Source organism: Fictibacillus sp. 18YEL24, from assembly GCF_015903855.1.
In the GTDB taxonomy this organism is placed as follows: Bacteria; Bacillota; Bacilli; order Bacillales; family Fictibacillaceae; genus Fictibacillus; species Fictibacillus phosphorivorans_C.
Genome location: NZ_JACZDT010000004.1, coordinates 412,645 through 436,689, shown reverse-complemented (window position 1 = coordinate 436,689; position 24,045 = coordinate 412,645). Strand labels below are relative to the sequence as shown.

Sequence of the window (24,045 nt, the reverse complement as noted above, 5' to 3'; positions counted from 1 at the left end):
CTCATAAAAGTCTGGAATCGCTCATAAAAGTCTGGAATCGCTCATAAAAGTCTGGAATCGCTCGTCCAGCGTGCTTCACAGCCGCTGGACGAGCGCATAAACCCCTTGTCTTGCTGAAAATAGTAGAAGCTGGTACCCAAACATACGGGAACCAGCTTTATTTGTTTATCTTGCTTCTTTTTTAAACAATTGAAAGCCTGCTAGAGCAAATGTTGGAATAGATGCCATGCCAAGAACTAGTAGCCATTGTCTTATAGAGAGCGGAACCGTATGGAAAATATCTTGCAATGGTTCTACGTACATGACCACTAGCAATAATAGAATAGATGAAATAACAGCCAAGACTAGGTAACCGTTCTGAAACGGATTTCTATGAAAAACAGAACGCTCACTTCTGCAATCGAACACGTGGATCAATTGTGCCATAACAAGTGTTGCAAAGGCTACGGATTGCGCGACAATCAGTTGATCTGGATTTTCTTTTAACGTGACCCAGAATGCAAGTATTGTCGCTCCACCGATCAAGAATCCCCTTGAAACGATCTTCCATCCTAACCCTCTGGAGAAGACCCCTTCTTTCGCTTGTCTTGGCTTTCTTCTCATAACGTCTTCTTCGGCCTGGTCAACACCTAATGCCATTGCCGGCAAACCATCTGTAACCAAATTAACCCAAAGTATTTGAATTGGAACTAAAGGAAGTGGTAAGCCCATGATCATCGCAAAGAGCATTACCAAGATCTCACCTACATTGGACGCTAGAAGATAACGAATAAACTTTCTAATATTTTCATAGATGTTCCTTCCTTCTTCAATCGCTGAGCGGATCGTGGCAAAGTTATCGTCACCAAGAACAAGAGAGGATGCTTCTTTCGCCACGTCTGTTCCTGTTATACCCATTGCAATACCGATATTTGCTGACTTGATAGCTGGTGCATCATTGACTCCATCGCCAGTCATAGCTACAACGTGACCTCTTCGTTGAAGAGACTTTACGATTTTTAACTTGTGCTCTGGAGATACTCGCGCATAAACGTAAACATCTTCTGAAACTTTGTCCAATTCATCATCGCTTAATTGAGCAAGCTCAGCACCTTCCATCACTCTTCCACCGTTAGGGAGCATGTTTAGTTTTTTCGCGATACTCGCTGCAGTTACCACATGGTCTCCCGTTATCATAACTGTTTTGATACCCGCAGTCTGACAATCCCTGATACTTTCTTCGACTTCAGGACGTGGCGGATCCATCATTCCCTGTAATCCGATAAACGTGAGACTTCTTTCTGCAAAAGAAGCTTGTGAATAGTGCTCGCCTTCTTTTAAAGGTCGGATCGCAACAGCGATCGTCCGCAGTGCTTGGCTACCCAGTGCATAGATCGCTTCTTTTATTCTTTCTTTATGAGCCTGTTTGATCAACTGTTTTTTATCGTCCCATACAATGTAATCACTTTTTTCAAGTAGGACATCTGGTGCTCCTTTTACTACGAGCATCTGATTTCCTTCTGTATCCCTTACAACGACACTCATCATTTTACGGGTAGAGTCAAATGGAAACTCATGCTGAATTGTAAATTGTTCACTTAATGATTCTTTCGTGATCCCTGCTTTGTAAGCACTAACCAGTAATGCGGTTTCTGTTGGATCACCCACTTCTAACAATGAGCCTTTCTTACCTTCTTCTATCGTGGCATTGTTACAAAGAGCGGCATATGCCAAGACTTCTGTGAGCTTATCTTCTCGTTTATTGTTTTCTTGAATACCGCCACCAATGACTTCAAAACCTTCTTCATTAACACTCCACTGTCTGCCTTGAGACCAAATACGTGTAACCGTCATCTTATTTTGAGTCAGTGTTCCCGTTTTATCAGAGCAGATGACAGTTGCACAGCCTAATGTTTCTACAGAAGGAAGCTTTCGGACAATCGCTCGTTTTCGTATCATTTTTTGAACACCTAGCGCGAGTGCAATCGTAACGATAGCTGGAAGTCCTTCTGGAATGGCAGCAACAGCTAACGAGACACCTGCTAAAATCATGCTATAGAGATCATGTCCTTGCATAACACCAGCTAAAACAACCAAGACCGTTAGCAGCAGCGCAAGAGCGATCAAAATTTTCCCAAGCTGTTCAAGTTTCATCTGAAGAGGTGTTGCAATGTTTTCAGCTGTTTGTATTAAATGTGCAATCTTCCCCATCTCTGTTTTCATGCCTGTCGCTACGACTATACCTTGTCCCGTTCCTCTAGTGACCATCGTGCCCATGAACGCCATGTTCTCTTGATCCCCTAGGTTCAAGTCTTCATTAGAAATGATGTTATTGTGTTTTTGTGCAGGAACAGATTCACCCGTTAGAGCTGATTCTTCTATTTGTAACCCTGATGTTTTTAGGAGCCTAATGTCAGCTCCCACACGATCGCCGCTTTTTACTTTTATCACGTCGCCTGCAACAACGTCTTTCGCAGCGATTGAGACCCATTTTCCTTCTCTAAGAACCTGTGCACTTGGTGCAGAAAGTTCTTTTAGTGAAGCTAAGGATCTTTCTGCTTTTCTCTCTTGAATAAAACCTAGAATACCGTTCATCACCACGATTAAAATAATGGCAATCGCGTCTAAATATTCTCCTAAGAAACCGGATAACAATGTAGCCGCTAAGAGGACGAGAACCATGAAGTCTTTAAATTGGGCAAGGAACATTAAAATGGCAGACTGCTTCTTTCCTTCTTCTAGCTGGTTCGGTCCATCTAACTTTAACCTTCGTTCTTGCTCACTTTTTGAGAGCCCTTCTTCCATCCTGCTGTTAAGAATGGATTCAATTTCGTCTTGCGGCAGCTGGTACCAATTCATAGCTTCCACCTCTGATAAGATTAGTTAATAGCATTTATATGCAGGCATGTCCGCAAAAATGCTATACTATGAATCAGAAATAAGAGGTGACCATAACATGAGTTTTGACGGAATAATGACACGTGCCATAACAACTGAACTACAAAACACACTTACTTCAGGACGTATCTCAAAAGTTTATCAGCCACATAAGACAGATCTTGTTTTTACAATCCGTGCGAATGGAAAAAATCATAAACTTTTATTATCTGCGAATCCTTCATTCGCAAGAGTGCATCTCACTGAACATACGTATGAGAATCCAGATACTCCTCCTATGTTCTGTATGCTTCTTAGAAAGCATCTGGAAGGCGCTTTTATTGAAAAAATTGAACAGCTTGATCTTGAGAGAATCATAACAATTACCGTTAAAAATAGAGATGAGATCGGGGACGAAACGACTAAAGTACTTTATATCGAAATCATGGGAAGACACAGCAACATTATTCTAGTCGACCAAAAATCACAGAAGATTGTTGATAGTATCAAGCACATTCCTAGCTTTCAGAACCGTCATCGTACCATCCTTCCAGGCTTTGAGTACATCATGCCTCCTGCGCAAGAAAAAACAGATCCTTTTACAGTGACAAATGTAGATGAATTTGTTTCTAAGATTTCTTGGAACGAAGGAAAAATGGATAAACAACTCGTAACCAGATTCAGCGGTTTCTCTCCTTTAATCGCTAAAGAAATCGTGCATAGAGCAGGACTTTCGGTTAAAAACGAAGTGGCAGACGCCTTTTTCAGTGTGATGAAGCAATTATCAGATCAAGAATATGAACCTCAAATGATCACAAACGATAAGAAAGAATATTTTTCTATTCTCCCTCTTCATCATGTGACAGGGGAGATCCGATCCTTTGATACGGTCAGTCAGATGCTCGATCGGTATTTTTATGGTAAAGCAGATCGTGACCGAATCAAACAGCAAGCAAACGATCTTGAAAAATATCTCTCGAACGAATATGACAAGATAAAGAAAAAGATAGGAAAATTAGAGAAAGAACTTCAGCAAACGCATAATGCCGAGGAGTATCAACGAAAGGGAGAACTTCTCACCGCTTATATGTATTTGGCGAAAAAGGGAGATCGTGAAGTTGAGGTAGAAGACTACTTCACTGAAGATCAACCACTTGTAAAAATCACGCTTGATCCTCTTAAAACACCTGCTGATAATGCGCAGAGCTACTTCAAAAAATATGGAAAACTAAAAAAATCAGTTTCTATTATTAAAGATCAGATCGAAAAAGCAAAGAATGAATTGCTTTATTTTGAGCGTCTGATCGTTCAGATGGATTCAGCATCCATGAAAGATGTTGAAGAAATTAGAGAAGAGCTTGGTGAAGGCGGTTATTTGAAACATAGACAAAGTAAGAACAAGAAAAAGCAAAACAAGACGCCTCAGCCTGAAAAGTTCACATCTACTGATGGAACAGAGATCTTAGTCGGTAAAAATAATAAACAGAACGACTATCTGACCTTTAAGTTATCGAGAGCAAATGAAACATGGCTTCATACGAAGGACATTCCAGGTTCTCATGTTCTGATTCGGTCTTTGAGTCCAAGTGAAACAGCTATTAAGGAGGCTGCTGTTTTGGCAGGTTTTTTCAGCAAAGCAAAAAATTCGAGTTCGGTTCCTGTTGATTTTACGTTAGTAAAACATGTGAAGAAGCCTAATGGGGCAAAGCCTGGATTTGTTATTTATGACAATCAGCAGACGCTTTTCGTGACGCCGGATGAAGATCTTGTTTTCCGTTTAAAAAAGTAGCCTTTTTTGGTAAGACCGTATGCAATGATGTTTTTGAATGTGTTGATTTCCACTTCAGGTTGCTCGCTTTCCGGGGGGGCGTGCGGTGAGCCTCTTAGCGCTATGCGCTATTAAGAGTCTCACCTGTCCCGCTAATCCCCCAGGAGTCTCGCACCTTACGCTCCAATCAAGTATTCAGTGAAGTATTTTAATACATTTGAAGTCTAAATACAGGATGTTATTTAAACCGTGCTGTTTTAAATACTCTGAAACTCCTTTGCATCTATCAGAAATAGATTATGACCATAAAAACACGTTTCAGAAAGCACTAATTAAAAAACGCAGAGCAGCTTAATTTTAGCTGTTCTGCGTTTTTTTTGCTTTACTGATAATGGCGAGGCCACCTAACACTTCATAATGTTGAACCTCAGTAAAATGCAGGTTGTGCAGTAACTCTGCCATTTCATCTGTTGAATAGCGGTGTCTTCTCGTACTTACGTTAGACCATTTTAAAAGTGCTGTTCGTTCGAACCCAGAGATACCGTTTTCCTTTGCGAAAGAAGCAGCGTTTTCTTGACTCATTTTTCCACTCGGATTCAGCATGACGATTTGACCATCATCTTTTAGAACGCGATGAACCTCACTGATTCCTTTAGCTGGATCGGGCAATAAAAACATTACACAAGTGGATAATGCTAGATCAAACGAATGATCTGTAAACGGAAGATTCTCAGCATCTGCAACGATAAACTCACTTTTACCACTTAATTCATGATAAAAGAACTGCTGAATACTAGCCTTGATCATCTCTGACGACAGATCTACGCCAACAAGTCGATTCGCTTCCTCAGCTCCACGCAACAGCAATCTTCCCGTTCCGCATCCCACGTCTAGAACTTCTTTTTCACTCCATGACCCTGTTACTTCTTTTAAATGATCATGAACTTCCTTAAGCCAAGTCGTCCTTGCCATGCTATCAAAAAAGGAAACAAGCTCATCAAATTCTTCACCGTTCATTTTTCTCAAAATGTTAATCTCCTTAAGAAAACTATTTGGAAAAAGAGGCAGCTCCCCAGTGTTCTGGGTCTTGTTGCCATTCTTTTAATAAAGAAAGCCCTTGTTCACTTATCTTTCCGCTTTCTTGTGCTTCCTCTATTAATGTACTAAAGTTTGTTACGGTTTGAAAAGAAATATCCAACTCACCGAGTTCTATATCTGCCTTTTTCAGACCATAACTAAAAATGGCTACAACACCGAGCACTTCAATCCCTGCTTCACGAAGAGCTAGTACGGATTGAATAGAGCTTTTACCGGTTGAGATCAAGTCTTCAACAACAACTGCCTTCTTACTTTTATTCGTTAATCCTTCGATCTGATTCGTTTTCCCATGAGCTTTCGCACTAGATCTTACGTAACACATCGGTAATTCCATCTGATCCGCTACGAAGGCAGCATGTGGAATACCTGCTGTTGCTGTTCCGGCGATAAGATCAGCTTCTGGGTAATGCTTCTCTATTAACGCGGAAAGCTCCCCAGCTACTTGTTTACGAATCTCGGGATACGCAATAATCAACCGGTTATCGCAATAAATGGGAGACTTCATCCCAGAGGACCACGTGTATGGATTTTCTGGTGACAGAGTTACTGCCTCAATGTTAAGCAAATGTTGGGAAGTTGTTGTTTTCATGACTATCTCTCCATTCATTTAATATTTCAGAATAAGTTGTAACAGGTGTGTCTGATTGTGTGATACTTCTGCCGATCACCATATAATCCGATCCTTTTAACGCAGCTTCTCTTGGTGTAGCAACACGAGCTTGGTCATGAGTATCAGAGCCGCTCGGACGAATCCCTGGAGTGACAGTCAAAAAGTTCTTTCCACAAACATCCTTGATCTTCATAGCTTCGTGCACGGAGCAAACGACACCATCTAATCCTGCCTTTTTCGCAAGATCTGCATAATGAGTCACACATTCTTTCATATCAACATTCTTGATCAAGAGCTCTTCAATCAATACTTTTTCTGTTGTACTTGTAAGCTGTGTGACCGCAATTAATTTTGTATGATGAGCACCTGCTGCTAGTAGCCCTTCTTTTGCAGCTCTCATCATTTGAGTTCCGCCTGCGGCATGAACGTTCACCATGTCAATATTGAGTCCACCGAGGACTTTCATGGCTTTATGAACAGTAGTCGGAATATCATGTAGTTTTAAATCCAAGAAGATGCGAAAGTTTTTTTCTTTTAGCCATTTGATAAAAGAAGGTCCTTCCGCATAAAAAAGTTCCATACCAACTTTCACATAAGGAGACTGTCCTTCAAAGCTTGATAGGAAGGATTTAGCTTGATCTGCATTCTTAAAATCTAACGCGATGATAACGGGGTTTTCCATTGCTTCGTACTCCTTCCTGTCATCTCACTAATATTTTCTACACCAATTTCATCTAACAGCTTAGGAAGTTGCTCGATGATCTCAGGACAAACATAAGGATTTACAAAGTTTGCTGTACCGACTGCAACAGCTGATGCACCAGCAGACATCATCTCAAGAACATCTTCAGCTGTGCTGACACCGCCCATACCGATAATCGGAAGTGATACCTTTTGACTTACTTCATAGATCATCCGAATGGCTACAGGTTTTATGGCTGGTCCTGAAAGTCCGCCCGTCTTATTTGCCAATATTGGATGACCTGTTCTCCAATCGAGCTTCATACCAACTAGTGTATTGATCATTGAAAGACCATCAGCGCCTGCTTCCTCTACTGCTTGTGCCATCTCAACAATGTTAGAGACATTGGGCGAGAGCTTCACGTAAACGGGTTTTTCAGATACGGCTTTCACTTTTCTTGTCAAATCTGCAGCAGATTTGTAGTGTGTTCCAAACTGTATCCCGCCTTCTTTCACGTTTGGACACGAAATGTTAAGTTCTACAGCAGATATTCGAGCGGATGAAGAGATCTGTCTTGTAACTTCGATATACTCTTCTTCTGTAGATCCTGCAATATTAGCTAATATCGGAATGTTATAAGGTTCCAAAGCAGGAATTTCATTTTCTATTATTTTCTTTACGCCTGGGTTTTGAAGTCCGATTGCATTTAACATTCCGCTTTCTGTTTCAGCTACACGAGGGGTAGGATTACCGAAACGTCCCTCTAGAGTAGCTGCTTTTATCGTAATACCACCTAGTACACTTAAGTCATACCACTTGGCATATTCTTTTCCGAATCCAAAACAGCCGGATGCAGGAAGGATAGGATTTTTCATATTTAACCCTGGCAATGAAACATGCAGCCTACTCATAGTACAACCTCCCCCATCTTAAATACCGGTCCATCACTGCAGATTTTCACATATCCTGATTCTCTCGTTTCGGTTGGACATACACAGGCAAAACATGCGCCTATTCCACAGCCCATTCGTTCTTCTAATGAAATATATCCCCGAAGACCTACCGCTCTCTCTTCTACTGCTTTCAGCATGATCGCCGGTCCAACAGAGTAGATGACAGGTTCATTTTCAACGACGTTCATCATCGCATCTGTTACAAATCCTTTTATTCCAAGAGATCCATCTACAGTAGTCACGATCGTTTCTCCGATATCTTTGAACTTTTCGATGTAGAAGCTGTCCTCAATTGATTGATAACCTAGAATAAATGTTACTTCTATTCCTTTTTTCTTTAGATGTTTACCAAGGTAATACAAGGGGGGCACTCCTATTCCTCCCCCAATGAGCAGTGCATTTTTGTTTTTATCCATTTCAGCTAGATCAAATCCGTTACCTAGCGGACCTAGTACATCTACAACTTCACCTGCTGATTTTTGACTAAGCTGTTTTGTACCTTCACCTTGTGCACGGTACAAGAGTGTTACTTCTTCTCGGTCAAGATCGACATCACAGATCGAAAGTGGTCGGCGTAATAGTTTTGAAGAATGATTTCCTACAGAGACATGGAGAAACTGACCAGGTGTAGTCATGTTACCTACACCAGAGCCAGTCAATTTCATCTCAAATATATTTCTAGCGATCTCTATGTTCGATGTAACGTTCAACAAGTGCTTCTTCATACGAGCACCTTGTCTTTTTTTGTGAATGCTGAGAGCGCGTGTGCTGAGAACGAGATAGACTCAAGTACTTCTAATAGAGCGACTGACGTATCTATGTTTGTCAAACATACCACTCCGTTCTCTGCGCATTCTCTTCGAATGCGGAATCCGTCTCTCGCCGGAATCTTCCCTTTTGTTAACGTGTTCACTACAAATTGCGCTTCGTCTTTACGAATAACATCTAGGAGATTTCTTCCTTCAGATCCGATCTTGCCAACAACGTCAACTGGGATACCTTCTTGTTCAATGATGTTCGCCGTTCCTTCTGTTGCCATAATTGTATAACCGATCTCATAAAATCTCTTTACCATCTCAAGCGCTTCTTCTTTGTCTTTATCTGCTACCGTAAAGAGTACAGTTCCGTGCGTTGGAATTTTCATACCAGATGCGATCAAGCCTTTGTAGAGTGCTTTTTGAAGATTCTTATCTCTTCCCATGACTTCACCTGTTGATTTCATCTCAGGTCCTAAATACGTATCCACACGACGTAGTTTAGCGAACGAGAACACAGGAACCTTAACGGAAACTTCATCTGCTTCCTTCTGATAACCCGTTTCGTATCCTTGACTAACTAGATTCTCACCTAGAATGACTTTTGTAGCGACGTTAGCCATCGGTACACCCGTTATCTTACTTAAAAATGGTACTGTACGGCTTGAGCGCGGATTCACTTCAAGTACATACACTTCATTCTTATGCCAAACGAACTGGATGTTCAAAAGTCCGATGATCTTCAAACCTTTTGCGATTGAAATCGTTCTGTCAATGATCTTCTGTTTGATCTCTTCAGGCAGCGTTTGAGGAGGATAAACGGCGATTGAATCTCCAGAGTGAACACCTGCACGCTCTATATGCTCCATCATTCCTGGGATGAAAACATCTTGTCCGTCTGAGATCGCATCTACTTCGATCTCTTTTCCTTCCAAATATCTATCGACTAGTACCGGATGATCGGGATTTACTTTAGCTGCGTTCTCCATATACTGCAGAAGCTCGCTTTCTTGGTACACGATCTCCATTGCTCTACCACCAAGCACGTATGACGGACGAACGAGAACAGGATATCCGATTGAATTCGCGATAGTAACTGCATCCTTAACGGAAAATGCTGTTTTTCCAGCCGGTTGCGGAATCCCTAGCTGTTTCATCACTTGTTCAAATCGCTCTCTATCTTCAGCTAGGTCCATGCTGTCTAGAGATGTTCCGAGGATTTTAATCCCTCTTCTTTCAAGCTCTTCTGAGAGATTGATCGCTGTTTGACCACCGAATTGTACGATAACGCCTTCAGGCTTCTCATGATCGATCACATGCATAACATCTTCTACAGTTAGCGGTTCGAAATAGAGCTTGTCTGACATGCTAAAGTCAGTAGAAACTGTTTCTGGGTTGTTATTGATGATGATCGCTTCATAACCTGCTTCTTGAATCGCCCATACCGTATGAACGGTCGCATAATCAAACTCAATACCTTGTCCGATTCTGATCGGACCAGATCCTAGAACGACCACACTCTTTTTGTCAGTGATGATTGACTCATCTTCTTCTGCATAAGTGCCGTAATAATAAGGTGTAGCGGATTCAAACTCTGCCGCACACGTGTCAACCATCTTGAAGACCGGCTTGATTCTCTCGTTCAATCGGAACTGATACAAATCGTACTCGTCCATTTCCCAAGCTTCTGCAATCCAACGATCGCTGAATCCTTTTTCTTTTGCTTTCTTTAAAATGACTGCATCTTTCTTACGTTCTTTTACACGTTTCTCTAAAAGAATAATGCCATGCAGCTTTTCTAAGAAGAAATAATCAATCTTTGTCCATTCATGTATCTGTTCTACCGTAATCCCCATTCTTAGTGCTTCAGCAATGTAGAACAGCCTTTCATCATCTGCTCTCAAGATTTTTTCTTGTACTTCAGATTCTGTTAAGTTTTTCTCTTTCACATCAAGGTGGAAAGCGGAAATCTCAAGAGATCGTACCGCTTTTAAAAGTGACTCTTCAAAGTTACGTCCGATCGCCATAACTTCCCCTGTCGCTTTCATCTGTGTTCCAAGCTTACGGTTCGCTCCTTCGAACTTATCAAACGGCCATCTCGGAATCTTTGAAACGATATAATCAAGTGCCGGCTCGAAACATGCATAAGTAGTTCCCGTCACAGGGTTTTTGATCTCATCGAGTGTGTATCCTACTGCGATCTTTGCTGCTAACTTCGCGATCGGATAACCTGTCGCTTTAGAAGCTAATGCAGACGAACGGCTTACACGTGGATTTACTTCGATCACATAATATTGTGAGCTTTCAGGATCTAGCGCAAGCTGTACGTTACAGCCTCCTTCAATTTTTAGTGCTCTTATAATTTTTAAGGACGCGTTTCGTAAAAGCTGATAATCTCTATCCGTAAGCGTTTGACTTGGTGCTACCACGATTGAGTCACCAGTGTGAATACCTACTGGGTCAATGTTTTCCATATTACACACAACGATTGCCGTATCGTTCTTATCACGCATCACTTCATATTCGATCTCTTTGAATCCCGCGATACTTTTTTCGATCAATACTTGTCCTACAGGACTTGCATGCAATCCAGATGGCGTAATCTCCAAGAACTCTTCTTCATTTGTTACGATTCCGCCACCTGTCCCACCAAGCGTAAACGCAGGACGGATGATTACTGGATAGCCGTTCTCGGCAACGAATGCTCTTGCTTCTTCCATGTTATGAACGATTGCACTCTCAGGCACTGGCTCGTTCAACTCTCTCATCAACTCTCTAAACAAGTCACGATCTTCTGCCTGTTGAATCGAAGGAAGTTTTGTACCTAATAGTTCTACGTTGTATTCTTCTAGAACGCCTGAGTTAAAAAGTTCAACTGCTAGGTTAAGACCAGTTTGTCCGCCAAGTGTGGCAAGCAGTCCATCAGGACGTTCTTGACGTATGATACGAGATACAAACTCTAGAGTTAGAGGTTCGATATACACTTTATCCGCCATATTTGGATCTGTCATGATCGTCGCAGGATTAGAGTTTACAAGTACAACTTCATACCCTTCTTCTTTTAAGGCTTGGCAAGCCTGTGTACCCGCATAATCAAATTCTGCAGCTTGTCCAATTACGATCGGCCCAGAACCAATCACTAGTATTTTTCGGATGTCATGTCGTTTAGGCATATTGCATCAAACCTTCTTTCTTCGTTGTTTTTATCATGTTCATGAAGTCATCAAAAATCGGATTCGAGTCTTGTGGTCCTGGTGAAGCTTCTGGATGATACTGAATTGAAAACGCTGGTTTTTCTTTATGTTTCAACCCTTCTACAGTTCCATCATTTACGGCTTGGTGTGTTAGAACGAGATCTGAATTCTTTAAAGACTCTTCTGTTACAGCATAACCATGGTTTTGTGAAGTGAGGGCAATCTTACCTGTCTCAAGATCTTTTACCGGATGGTTAGAACCTCGGTGTCCAAACTTTAGCTTCTCAGTATCCGCACCGCATGCAAGAGCTAAAAGCTGATGTCCTAAACAGATTCCTAAGATTGGGATGTTATTTTTTAAAAGCTCTTGAATCATTGTTATTCCTGAGTGTACGTCTTTTGGATCTCCAGGTCCGTTACTCAAAAGCACACCATCAGGCTGAAGACGAATGATATCTGCTGCTGATGTGTTGTGCGGAACAACGATCACATCACATAATCTTCTAGATAACTCTCGTAACATTCCACTTTTCACTCCAAAATCTACGACTACTACTCGATAACCGCTGTTTGGTAAGTGATATGGTGTTTTTGTTGATACTTTTGTCACTTGATTCGTTATTCGCTCTTCGGCATTCAAGTTCTTTATCACTTCTTCAGCATTCTCAATAGAATTTGTCATTCTGCCTTTTAGCGTTCCATGCTGTCGAATCTTTCTTGTAAGTTTACGTGTGTCAATGCCATATAAACCTGGAATATCTTTTGCTGTCAGCCAGCTGCTTAAAGACTGCATGCCTTCATGATGATTTGGAAACTCAGCATGCTCATTCACAATGATTCCGCTCGTTGCAGGACGAATCGATTCATAGTCAGAACGGTTGATTCCGTAATTCCCCACTAGTGGATACGTAAAGCAGATAATTTGATCACAATAAGAAGGATCAGTCATCACTTCTTGATATCCTGTCATACTCGTTGTGAATACTACCTCACCACTCGATTCACGTTGTGAACCAAAAGCTAATCCGTTAAAAATCGTTCCATCTTCTAAAATTAAGTAGCGTTTCATACTAAGCTCTCCTCTCGTTGATAAACAAGCTTTCCACCAAAAATGGTCGCAACCGGCCATCCTATACAGTTCCAGCTGTCAAACGGTGTGTTCTTTCCTTTAGAAACAAAATCCTTAGCATTGATTTTTTCTTCTTTTTCTAGGTCGATGATTGTAAGATCTGCAAGTGAACCTTCTTCAAGTTTCCCGTATGGCAGATTAAAGCTTTCAGAAGGCTTCTTCGTCATCTTGTCCACAAGTTCTTGCAGCGTGAATAGATTCTTTTTCACAACAAGCTCTGTATATAGAAGAGGAAAAGCTGTTTCCAAACCTACAATTCCAAAAGGTGCAAGTTCAACATTCTGTGATTTCTCTTCTTCACTATGTGGAGCATGGTCCGTTGCGATAAAATCTAGCGTGCCATCTTTTAGTCCCTCTATTAATGCCTGGCGATCTACTTCACTTCTTAAAGGCGGGTTCATTTTATAATGCGTATCGTTAGCCTTAATGTCTTTATCACTTAAGATCAAATGATGAGGCGTAACTTCTGCAGTGACTTTAATTCCTGCTCGTTTTGCATCCCTAATGACTCGAACTGATTCTTTCGTACTTACGTGACAAACGTGATATCTAGCATCTGCCGCTTCAGCGAGTAATACATCACGTGCGATGTGAACAGATTCACTTACAGATGGAATTCCAGGCAGGTTTTCTTTTTTCGTAAACTCACCTTCGTGGAATGCGCCTCCTTTAGGAAGAAGCGTATTGTCTTCACAATGTGCTACGATGACAGCTCCATAGCGATTTGCCTCCTTCATCGCGCTTAACAACATCCCCGCTGACTGCACTCCCACTCCATCATCCGTAAAAGCGAATGCGCCACCCTCTAGAAGTGTTTCAAAGTCTGTGAGTTCACTCCCAATCTGTCTCGTAGTAATAGATGCGTAAGGAAGTACTCTGCAGTTTGCCGTGTCTTTGATCTTACTCTGTACAAGAGCTAATGTTTCTTTACTATCTGGTACAGGTCGCGTGTTTGGCATCGCAGCAAGAGTTGTATAGCCACCCTTTATTGCCGCTTTCGTTCCTGATGCGATAGTCTCTTTATGTTCTCCACCAGGCTCTCTCAAGTGAACATGAAGATCTACAAAGCCTGGAGTTACTAACTTTCCTTCAACATCAAACACTTCATGATTCTCTATCGCGATATCTTTCTCTACCTTTTGAATTCTGTTATCCACAATTAAGATATCCGTTTGCAAAAGATTGTTGTTTCCGTCTAGAACCTTAGCGTTTTTTAATAAGTAGCTCATTGTTTATAGCCTCCTGATTCGTATTCAACGCCCATCTCAATACTGCCATTCGTATAAAAACACCATTCTGAACTTGCTTAAATATTCTTGAGCGCTCACACTCTACAAGTTCATCTGCTAGTTCAACGCCACGATTTACAGGTGCTGGATGCATGATGATGCTGTGTGCTTTCATCCTTTTCTCTCGTTCAACCGTTAGTCCATATTGTTGATGATAATCTTCTTTCGTGAGATGCATTGAAGCGCTATGTCTTTCGTGTTGTATTCTTAGCATCATAAGAGCATCAGCTTCCTCGATTGCCTCATCCATCGGAATAAAGTCGTCTTTCCATTCATCTACGAACCATTCTTCTGGACCAGAAAACAACACTCTAGCTCCCATTTTTCTAAGGACTTCTGCGTTTGACCGAGCAACACGGCTATGTAGGATGTCGCCTACTATTACAACCGTTAATCCCTGTAGTACGATGAATTCTTGTTGAATCGTTAATAGATCTAACAGAGATTGAGTCGGGTGATTGCCACAGCCATCACCTGCGTTGATGATCGGAACATTTATTTTTTCAGCTAAGCCGTCGAAATAGCGATCTTCAGGATGCCTGATAACAAATGCCTCCACTCCTATTTCCTCTAGCGTTCGTAACGTATCATAAAGCGTCTCTCCTTTTTGCACGGAGGAACCGTTAACTTCTACGTTTAAAGGTTTCATGCCAAGTCTGTGTTCTGCAGCTTCAAAACTGAACCTTGTTCTTGTACTTGGCTCAAAAAATAAATTCGCGATCAACTTTTGCTTGAAGATCTCATCTTGCTTTCCGCTTTTAAACTCTTCTGCTTTTCGCAATATGAACTGAATGTCTTCGTTCGATAACTCATTCATCGTTAGTAAATGGTTCATCCCAATCTCTCCTTTTGACATAAAAATAGCACCCTGAAGTTTTTTCAGGGTGCTCTAAACAGAAGAAGAACATCGTTCCTCTCATGTCGTCACCCTTTTAAGTCTCTCGTACTTAGTTAAAAGGTGTTTTATGCGGCTGTGTCGTTATCGTTTGTTTTGAACATCTTGTTTATCAGATCTTTGTCATCCTCTCGTCCTGGGAGCACCAGATTTAACATGATACCGATAAGCGTTGCTAATGCCATTCCAGCAATTTCAAAGTTCGAATTAATCTTTAATGCTGCTCCACCTATACCTGTTACTAAGATTACGGATGAGATGATTAAGTTTCTTTTGTTTCCAAAATCGATATTGTTGTCTACTAACATACGTAAACCAGAAGATGCTATGATTCCGAATAATAGGATGGATACCCCTCCCATAACCGCTGTAGGAATAGTACTGATCAGTGCTGTTACTTTTCCAGAGAATCCGAACAGAATGGCCGTTACTGCTGCCCCTCCGATCACGAAGACTGAATAGACGCGCGTTATTGCTAACACTCCGATATTTTCACCATACGTTGTTACAGGAGGTCCTCCGATAAATGAACCGATGATTACTCCCATTCCATCACCTAAGATCGAACGATGAAGACCTGGTTTTTCAATAAAGTTTCGGCCGACTACTTTTGAAAGCACGAGCTGATGTCCGATATGTTCTGCTATCGTTACCGCAGCCACTGGCATCATGATTATTGCGATGCTCCATGTAAAGTCAGGTGTATAGTTTACAAAAGGTACGAAGAAATCTGGAGCTTGAATCCATTTCGCTTCTGCTACTTTTGAAAAATCTACGATTCCTCTGAAGTACGCAAAAGTAAAGCCTGCTATGATACCGATCAGAATCGGGATGATTCCTAAAATTCCTCTGAAGAAGATCGAACATACAATCGTTACTCCGAGAGTAAATAATGCTACTGTAAAGTGCATCAAACTATATTTTTCTGTTGCCGGATCGTTCATCGCCATACCCACTGCTACGTTTGCTAATCCTAAACCGATTACGATAATAACCGGACCGACTACAACAGGTGGTAACACTCTCATCAGCCACTTAAAACCGAATCCTTTGATCAAAAGAGCTACAACTCCGTAAACCAAACCCGCTAAAAAGCTTCCTAGCATAGCTGCTTCTGGGCCTCCAAAAGCTTTTACCGTTAAGATCGGTGTTATAAAGGCAAAACTTGATCCGAGATAAGCAGGAATTTGTCCTTTTGTTACTAAAAGATAAGCTAGCGTTGCAAGTCCACTTGATACGAGTGCCACACCTGGGTGAAGACCCACTAAGAATGGTACTAGCACTGTAGCACCAAACATGGCGAATAAGTGCTGCAAGCTCAACGTTAACCACTGAACCGGTGATGGTTTATCATGTACATCTAAAATCGCTTTTGTCTGGTTTTCCATATTATTGACCTCCTGATTGGTAACACTTATATTTGCAAAGGATATAGAGTTTTCAGCTCTTTGCAATAAAAAAACCTCTTCTGCTTTTTGCAAAAGAGGCCGCGGAGGCACAAGTGTACACGTATCGTGCCACTTGATCAATACCTCCCTTGCCAGCCTCTCTGGACTGAATTTAAAGGGACTTATTTAGTTGTTGAGATAGATACTTCATCGAACCCATCTACTTCTATTAAAGAAGCGGAGATGATTTCTTCACTCGATGTTGGAACATTCTTTCCAACATAATCAGCTCGAATCGGAAGCTCTCTATGTCCTCTGTCAATGAGAACCGCAAGCTGTATATTAGAAGCTCGTCCTAGATCCATGATGGCATCCATTCCAGCTCTAACTGTTCTTCCTGTATAAAGAACATCATCTACTAGGATTATCTTTTTGTCTGTCACTTCAACTGGAATATCCGTTCCTTTTACTTCAGGCTCAGAATTATCCGTTTTGATCTTAAGATCATCTCGGTACAATGTGATATCAATGACACCTACTGAAACAGCGTTCCCTTCAATCTGTTCGATGCGTTCAGCTAAGCGCTTTGCAAGAAATTCCCCACGGGTCTTTATGCCAGCTAATACGATGTCTGTAACTCCCTTATTTCGCTCAATAATCTCATGCGCGATCCGAGTAAGTGCTCTTCTGATTGCTTGATCATCCATTAATACTGTTTTTGACATAAACTAACCCTCCTTTTAAAACTTGTTGCCTTTAACCGTTAATTCCAAAAAAAAATCCTCCCGTCACGCATGACGAGAGGATAGAGAAATCCTAAGTAAGAATTCTCATAAAAAACGTTTCCTTCTCAGCCTCACGGGACTAAAGTTAAAGGACTATTTAAGTTACATTGATTATGACAAACCCTTAAACGTTTGTCAACTTCTTTTCTCTAACAGATCCAATAGTTCAATCATGTCAGCTGGGATTTCTCGTTCAAATTCCATATATTCACCCGTGCTAGGATGATCAAATCCTAATGTTTGTGCATGAAGTGCTTGACCTTCGATCTGCAGTGTCTTTGAAGGACCATACTTCGGATCTCCGGCTAATGGGAATCCAATATATTTCATATGAACACGAATTTGGTGTGTACGTCCTGTTTCTAGCTGACATTCCACAAACGTGTAATTCGTAAACCGTTTGATCACATTAAAATGAGTAACAGCATCACGGCTGTTTTCATCGGTTACGGTCATTTTTTGACGATCACTCTTGTCTCTTCCGATCGGTGCATCAATCGTACCTTGGTCATGTGGCATGACTCCATGAACGATCGCTTTATAAACACGTGTTGTGGTTTTGGCTTTAAGCTGATCAACCAGCGATTCATGTGCCTTATCATTTTTTGCAACCATCAATAGACCAGATGTATCTTTATCGATACGGTGAACGATCCCTGGTCGAAGTACACCATTGATGCCAGATAGATCTTTGCAGTGTGCCATAAGACCGTTTACTAGTGTTCCGCTATAATGCCCAGGTGCCGGATGAACAACCATCCCGCGTGGCTTATTCACAACAAGTACATCAGAATCTTCATACACAATATCCAGATTCATCTCTTCTGGTACAACATCAAGTACTTCTGGTTCTGGAATATCAATCTCTATCTCATCACCAGTGGCACATTTATAATTTGACTTTACTGGTTTTCCTTCTAACAATACGATTTTATCTTTGATCCAGTTTTGAATCTGAGAACGTGACCAATCATCTTGTACATCAGATAAAACTTTATCAATACGGTTTCCTGCTTGTTCAGGGGTTACCGTATATTCAAATTTGTTCATTTTCTGGCTCCTTCTTTTTGCTTTCCATAAAACTTTGAATAAAAATCAAACCAACACCTACAACGAGTGCACTGTCGGCTACATTAAAAATCGGGAAGTCATAGCTGCCGATGTAAACATTCAGAAAATCAACAACTTCTCCGCGAAGCAAACGATCGATAAAATTACCAACAGCTCCTCCTAATACAAGTGCTAACGCCGTTTTAAGGAGTGTATCATGTGCGTGTTTTTGTAGGTAATAAACAACTGCACCGACAACAATAACGGTAATAATGATAAAAAAGTATCGCTGATCTTGGAGAATACCAAATGCGGCTCCCCTGTTTCGGTGAGAGGTTATGTAGAATACTTGATCAATAACAGGAATAGATTGCCCTAATTCCATATTCTTTACGATTAGCCACTTTGTCACCTGGTCGATTACCAAGATAAACAAAGCTACAAGATAATAAAACAATAGAACTCCTCCGATACAGAAATTAATGTCTTTATGAATTGTAGCACAGCCATCGGACGTTCTACAATTTAATTTGTGTCTGACATCAATGAAGTACACCATAACAAACAAAAATCCCGCAAAATGCGGGATTTTCTTAATAGGTTGTGTCAACTTTGTTGCTCTTGTAAGTAGTTGATCTCCGTTCCAGGTTGCTTCGCTTTCCGCGGGGCGACCGGTGAGCCCCTTGACGCTTCGCGCCCTTAAGGGTCTCACCTGTCCGCTCGTCCCGCAGGAGTCTCGCACCTTACACTCCGATCAACTTTCAAAGAAGAAAAAGAAAGTACAAGAACTTTTATAGATTTATCTGTTTAAATCACTGATACTTTTAAGCGTAGTGCTTTTCAACGATCTCTGCGCAGCTTGCACAAAGTGTTGGATGACTCTCGTTCTGCCCAACATCTTCAGAAACAACCCAGCAGCGTTCACAAGTTTCACCTTCTGCAGAGCTAACTGAAACAGCAACATGCTCATACACGCCTGCAGAGTCCGGAGCTTCTGACTTCAATCCTCCAACTTCAGCTTTAGAAACGATAAAGAGCTTATTCAAGTCCCCTACTGATTCTAACCATGGTTTTAAAGCTTCTGTCGGATAAAGAGTAATGGATGCAGTTAATGACTTACCAATTGTTTTTTGGCTTCTTGCTTCTTCAAGTGCTTTTAATACTTCATCACGAACATCCATGAATACATCCCAGTCTTTTTCAAGCTTTTCAGTACCTTGGTAGTTCTTCACTTCTGGCATTGTTGTTAATTGAACACTCACTTCATCAACGCCTGGAATGTATTCCCATACTTCATCAGCTGTATGAGAAAGGACAGGAGCTGAAAGCTTAGTAAGTGCCATTAGTGATTGATAAAGCACAGTTTGGATGCTACGACGTTTATGATCGTCTTCTGCTTGAATATATAGAGTATCTTTTGCCATATCTAGATAGAAAGAACTTAACTCAATCGTACAGAAGTTGTGAATCGTATTATATACCGTGATAAACTGATATTCTTCGTAAGCTTTTTTCACTTTAGCTACTACTTTATCAAGTTTAACCATCATGTATTTTTCAAGATCAGGCATATCTTCAAATTTTACAGAATGCTGCTTCGGATCAAATCCATGCAAGTTACCTAACAAGAAACGAAGTGTATTTCTGATCTTACGGTATACTTCAGCAACTTGTTTTAAGATGTCGTCTGATACACGTACGTCTGATTGGTAATCAACAGACGATACCCATAAACGGATGATATCGGCACCTAACTGCTTCATCACCTTGATCGGATCTAATGTATTACCAATTGACTTACTCATCTTACGTCCTTCTCCATCGAGAACGAAACCATGGCTTAATACAGCTTTGTAAGGAGCTTTACCAGTGATTGCAACAGATGTAGAAAGAGAAGAGTTAAACCATCCACGATATTGGTCAGATCCTTCAAGATAAAGATCTGCAGGTCTTACTAAATTCTCTCTCTCTTCAAGAACACCCCAGTGAGATGTACCCGAATCAAACCAAACGTCCATGATATCTGTCTCTTTTGAGAAACGGCCATTTGGGCTATGTGGTGAAGTAAATCCTTCCGGAAGCAAATCTTTTGCATCTCTTTCAAACCAGATGTTTGATCCATGCTCTCTGAACAATTCTACAACATGACTGATCGTTTCTTCTGTAAGAATTGCTTCGCCATCTTCGCCGTAAAAGACTGGAATTGGAACACCCCAAGCTCTTTGACGAGAGATACACCAGTCTTCACGATCTTTGATCATGTTGTGTAAACGTGTTTCACCCCAAGTTGGAACCCAGTTTACTTCTTCAATCGCACGAAGCATATCTTCACGGATTCCTTTGATCGAAGCAAACCATTGAGCAGTTGCACGGAAGATTACCGGTTTTTTCGTTCTCCAATCATGCGGATAAGAGTGTGTGATGAATGAAAGCTTTAGAAGAGCACCATTTTCTTGTAATTGTTCAGTAATCGGCTTATTCGCTTCATCATAGAACAATCCTTCAAATCCAGGTGCTTCTTTCGTCATAACACCTCTGTCATCAACAGGACACAATACTTCTAATCCGTATTTCTTACCTACTAAAAAGTCATCTTCACCGTGACCAGGAGCTGTATGAACACAACCAGTACCTGCATCCGTTGTTACATGGTCGCCAAGCATAACTAGTGAATCACGGTCATATAAAGGATGACTGGCTACGGCATGCTCAATGTCGGCACCTTTAAAGCGTTTCACTACTTCAGCTTGATCCCACTCAAATTCTTTCGTCAGTGATTCTAATAGTGCTTCAGCTACAACATATTTTCCATTTTCCGTTTGAACAGAAACGTAATCTAATTCTGGATGAACAGAGATTCCTAAGTTCGCTGGAATCGTCCATGGAGTCGTTGTCCAGATTACAAGTTTCTCATCTGCATCAAGAACACCTTTTCCATCCTTTACATCAAATGCTACATAGATAGAAGCTGAACGTTTATCTTGGTACTCAATCTCTGCTTCTGCTAATGCAGATTCCGATGAAGGAGACCAATATACTGGTTTTAAACCTTTGTAGATCAAATCTCTTTTGGCCATTTCGCCAAATACTTCGATCTGTCGAGCTTCGTAACCTTTATCTAACGTGATATAAGGGTTTTCCCAATCTCCACGAACACCTAGACGTTTAAACTGCTCACGTTGATGATCGACTTGTTTCAGCGCATACTCTTCACAAAGCTTACGGAACTCAGCAACTGTTAGTTCTTTGCGTTTTACTTTACCGCTTTTTGTTAGTGCTGTTTCGATCGGCAGCCCGTGAGTATCCCAACCGGGAACGTAAGGAGCATAGTGTCCTGTCATCGATTTAAACCGCACGATGATATCTTTTAAAATTTTATTCTCTGCGTGCCCGATGTGGATATCACCGTTTGCATATGGTGGTCCATCATGCAGGATAAAAGGAGGTAAATCCTTCGTATTTTCTAACACCAAATTGTAGATGTCTAGTTCTTTCCACTTGTCTTGCACAACAGGTTCTCTTTGAGGAAGATTTCCTCGCATCGGGAACTCTGTTTTCGGCATTAATAACGTGTCTTTATAATTCATCATCTTTCCTCCTTCATTACGATAAAACGTGACAGATGACCAAAAGTACCATATTAAAACAAAAAACCTTCTCGCCCCTACTGCATGCTAACAGTAGGGACGAGAAGGTTATCCCGCGGTACCACCCTAATAGGTTCGTATATAAACACGAAACCCGCTTAGTCATCCGTAGCGTGGATGAAGCGCCTAAACTTACTGCCTTTTTTCAGTTCAGGAACTCAAGGGTGATTTTCGAATACTCCTCTATACTAGGCTCACACCATTTCCTAGCTCGCTTTAATAGATAAAAGTAATTTACTGTCCCCGTCTTCGTCACATATTAATCTTAGAAAAGTATATGCGATTTTTTAAAGTAATGTCAAGCTTACGACTTTACTTCCTGTAGTTCATAGCCTTCAAGATTATCAGGTGCATTCAAAGAATCCCAGTCATCATTCTTTAACATTTCAAGTTGAGCTTCGATCAACATTTTGAAACGCGTTCGATAAACAGAAGACTGTTTCTTTAATTCATCGATTTCCATTGAAATCTTTCGAGATTTCGATAACGACTCGTTAATTATTCTATCCGCATTTTTTTCGGCTTCTTTTACAATTAAGCGAGCCTCTTTCGTTGCTGTGCGTTTTACTTCTTCCCCTGTTTCCTGAGCAATTAGAATCGACTTATTTAGAGTTTCCTCAATGTTTTTGAAATAAGAGATTTTTTCTTCAAGGTTCGCTACCGTTTCCTCTAGTTCTTTCTTTTCTCGGATCACTGTTTCATAATCTTTGATGACTTGATCTAAAAAGTCATTCACTTCATCTTCACTATACCCTCTGAAACCTCTTGTGAATTCTTTGTTATGAATATCCAGTGGTGTTAAAGGCACAACGGCCACCTCCATTGATGCATTATTTTTTACCTAATTTCGACAAATTTTCCGTCATTCCTTCTATTTAAGGAAATTATTTTAAAAGGCCGTAACGGATACGCCACTTTTCTTTCTTAGTCGTTCCCTCGATCGCGATGAGTTTACTCCTGCCGAATCCTCTTACTGAGAGCTCATCACCTTCCATCATTTCAGTTGAAACATGGTCAACGATCTTATGATTGAGCTTAACCCGACCTTGTTGGATCAAGGGGGATGCTTTTGCACGAGAAAGGTTGTACACTTCAGCGACAACCACATCTAATCGCAGGGAAGACACGGTCCCGCTCTTTTCGTTATATTCAGCCTTTACTTCTGCTAGTTCATCTTCTGAAATAGTATGTAACGTAATACCCGTCTTACCGACTTTCGTTAAGTTCAATTCAATAAATCCAGATATCTCAGTTGCACAAATGAATTGAACACAATCTCCTGAAACTAAAATATCACCATACTTCCCTCTTTTAACACCTATGTTCATTAAGGCTCCTAAAACATCTCGGTGTTCAATCGTAGAGAATTTAGCAGGATACTGAATGTTATAACAGACTAATTGGAAATCCTCGTTCTGAGCTTCATAATAATCCGGATAGATCAATGCTCTCTTCCGTTCAGAAAAAGAAGAGCCTCCCCATAAAGAGAGGCGAACTTCTGTATCGTTACCAACGATGGTTTTTACGATTTCCTGTTCTCTTGGATCAAGAAAGTCCGTCAATCTCGGACTATACCTCTCGAGCACCTCCGACTTCCAGTGCAAGACCCGATCCACAAATTCATGCTCTTCTGGTCTGTAATGCTGATAGATACTCATATCTTTCTCCTAAAGTGAACGAGCTATCATCTGTGCGATCGCCGATACACCAAAACGAGCAAAGTGCAGAGCCATTAAAGCTACGATTGGTGAGAGATCAATCATGCCAAGAGGCGGAATAATCTTTCGAAAAGGAGATAGATATGGTTCAACGAGTCTAGCGATCACTTGACCGATGGATGACTCACGAGCGTTTGGAAACCAAGATAATAGTATGTACCCGATAATCATGTAGTAGTAGATCTGAATAAGAGTTAGTACTACGTCTTCAACTGCATAGATCATATT

General features: G+C 41.0%; 19 protein-coding genes and 1 other annotated feature. Of the genes, 1 reads left to right on the top strand and 18 read right to left on the bottom strand.

Translation table 11 applies throughout. The features are described 5' to 3' along the window. Nucleotides 1-165: 165 nt before the first annotated feature. A complete protein-coding gene (locus tag HU823_RS15390) occupies nucleotides 166-2,838 on the bottom strand; it encodes a calcium-translocating P-type ATPase, SERCA-type (RefSeq protein WP_144700867.1) in 2,673 nt (890 codons plus the stop codon). A 97-nt stretch (nucleotides 2,839-2,935) separates the two neighbouring features. Here HU823_RS15390 and HU823_RS15385 point away from each other — a divergent pair, with 97 nt between their 5' ends. Then, a complete protein-coding gene (locus HU823_RS15385) occupies nucleotides 2,936-4,645 on the top strand; it encodes an Rqc2 family fibronectin-binding protein (protein WP_197222603.1) in 1,710 nt (569 codons plus the stop codon). A 336-nt stretch (nucleotides 4,646-4,981) separates the two neighbouring features. On the opposite strand, the gene HU823_RS15380 is transcribed toward HU823_RS15385, so the two are convergent. The 17 genes from HU823_RS15380 to HU823_RS15300 form a co-directional block, all read right to left on the bottom strand. Beyond that, nucleotides 4,982-5,641, bottom strand: coding sequence for a class I SAM-dependent methyltransferase (locus tag HU823_RS15380; protein ID WP_231607502.1), 660 nt, complete (start codon nucleotides 5,639-5,641; stop codon nucleotides 4,982-4,984). A 31-nt stretch (nucleotides 5,642-5,672) separates the two neighbouring features. Continuing rightward, nucleotides 5,673-6,311 carry an orotate phosphoribosyltransferase gene (gene pyrE, locus HU823_RS15375; RefSeq protein WP_144700877.1) on the bottom strand — a complete coding sequence of 213 codons (639 nt, stop codon included), beginning with the start codon at nucleotides 6,309-6,311 and terminating at the stop codon, nucleotides 5,673-5,675. Then, nucleotides 6,280-7,014, bottom strand: a complete 735-nt coding sequence (gene pyrF / locus HU823_RS15370) for an orotidine-5'-phosphate decarboxylase (protein ID WP_197222601.1) — start codon at nucleotides 7,012-7,014, stop codon at nucleotides 6,280-6,282. Before pyrF ends, pyrE begins: the two co-directional genes overlap by 32 nt. Continuing rightward, the gene (locus tag HU823_RS15365; RefSeq protein WP_197222600.1) at nucleotides 6,987-7,925 is read right to left on the bottom strand and encodes a dihydroorotate dehydrogenase; all 939 of its coding nucleotides are present in this window, start codon (nucleotides 7,923-7,925) and stop codon (nucleotides 6,987-6,989) included. Before HU823_RS15365 ends, pyrF begins: the two co-directional genes overlap by 28 nt. Then, the gene (locus HU823_RS15360; protein ID WP_197222599.1) at nucleotides 7,922-8,692 is read right to left on the bottom strand and encodes a dihydroorotate dehydrogenase electron transfer subunit; all 771 of its coding nucleotides are present in this window, start codon (nucleotides 8,690-8,692) and stop codon (nucleotides 7,922-7,924) included. The genes HU823_RS15365 and HU823_RS15360 overlap by 4 nt, the downstream gene beginning before the upstream one ends. After that, nucleotides 8,689-11,895 (bottom strand): carbamoyl-phosphate synthase large subunit, encoded by a 3,207-nt coding sequence (gene carB, locus HU823_RS15355; RefSeq protein WP_197222598.1) that lies wholly within the window; start codon nucleotides 11,893-11,895, stop codon nucleotides 8,689-8,691. The genes HU823_RS15360 and carB overlap by 4 nt, the downstream gene beginning before the upstream one ends. Continuing rightward, nucleotides 11,888-12,985, bottom strand: coding sequence for a carbamoyl phosphate synthase small subunit (locus HU823_RS15350; protein WP_197222597.1), 1,098 nt, complete (start codon nucleotides 12,983-12,985; stop codon nucleotides 11,888-11,890). Before HU823_RS15350 ends, carB begins: the two co-directional genes overlap by 8 nt. Beyond that, nucleotides 12,982-14,274: a dihydroorotase gene (locus HU823_RS15345; RefSeq protein WP_197222596.1), complete on the bottom strand. Its 1,293-nt coding sequence runs from the start codon at nucleotides 14,272-14,274 to the stop codon at nucleotides 12,982-12,984. The genes HU823_RS15350 and HU823_RS15345 overlap by 4 nt, the downstream gene beginning before the upstream one ends. Further along, entirely contained in the window at nucleotides 14,249-15,169 is a 921-nt protein-coding gene (locus tag HU823_RS15340) for an aspartate carbamoyltransferase catalytic subunit (protein WP_197222595.1), read from the bottom strand. Before HU823_RS15340 ends, HU823_RS15345 begins: the two co-directional genes overlap by 26 nt. 128 nt (nucleotides 15,170-15,297) lie before the next feature. After that, nucleotides 15,298-16,617, bottom strand: a complete 1,320-nt coding sequence (locus HU823_RS15335) for a solute carrier family 23 protein (RefSeq protein ID WP_197222594.1) — start codon at nucleotides 16,615-16,617, stop codon at nucleotides 15,298-15,300. Nucleotides 16,618-16,799: 182 nt separating this feature from the next. After that, nucleotides 16,800-17,342, bottom strand: a complete 543-nt coding sequence (pyrR, locus tag HU823_RS15330; protein WP_066393489.1) for a bifunctional pyr operon transcriptional regulator/uracil phosphoribosyltransferase PyrR — start codon at nucleotides 17,340-17,342, stop codon at nucleotides 16,800-16,802. Nucleotides 17,343-17,537: 195 nt separating this feature from the next. Beyond that, nucleotides 17,538-18,452 (bottom strand): RluA family pseudouridine synthase, encoded by a 915-nt coding sequence (locus HU823_RS15325; RefSeq protein WP_197222593.1) that lies wholly within the window; start codon nucleotides 18,450-18,452, stop codon nucleotides 17,538-17,540. Further along, a complete protein-coding gene (gene lspA, locus HU823_RS15320; protein ID WP_197222592.1) occupies nucleotides 18,439-18,909 on the bottom strand; it encodes a signal peptidase II in 471 nt (156 codons plus the stop codon). The genes HU823_RS15325 and lspA overlap by 14 nt, the downstream gene beginning before the upstream one ends. Before the next feature lie 367 nt (nucleotides 18,910-19,276). Continuing rightward, on the bottom strand, nucleotides 19,277-22,039 hold the full coding sequence (gene ileS / locus HU823_RS15315) for an isoleucine--tRNA ligase (protein WP_197222626.1): 2,763 nt from the start codon (nucleotides 22,037-22,039) through the stop codon (nucleotides 19,277-19,279). 92 nt (nucleotides 22,040-22,131) lie between these two features. Continuing rightward, nucleotides 22,132-22,358: a binding site (T-box leader), on the bottom strand. A 45-nt stretch (nucleotides 22,359-22,403) separates the two neighbouring features. Beyond that, nucleotides 22,404-22,907: a DivIVA domain-containing protein gene (locus HU823_RS15310; protein WP_137789726.1), complete on the bottom strand. Its 504-nt coding sequence runs from the start codon at nucleotides 22,905-22,907 to the stop codon at nucleotides 22,404-22,406. A 76-nt stretch (nucleotides 22,908-22,983) separates the two neighbouring features. Then, the gene (locus HU823_RS15305) at nucleotides 22,984-23,757 is read right to left on the bottom strand and encodes an RNA-binding protein (RefSeq protein WP_197222591.1); all 774 of its coding nucleotides are present in this window, start codon (nucleotides 23,755-23,757) and stop codon (nucleotides 22,984-22,986) included. 9 nt (nucleotides 23,758-23,766) lie between these two features. Then, nucleotides 23,767-24,042, bottom strand: coding sequence for a YggT family protein (locus HU823_RS15300; protein WP_225218836.1), 276 nt, complete (start codon nucleotides 24,040-24,042; stop codon nucleotides 23,767-23,769). Nucleotides 24,043-24,045: the final 3 nt, after the last annotated feature.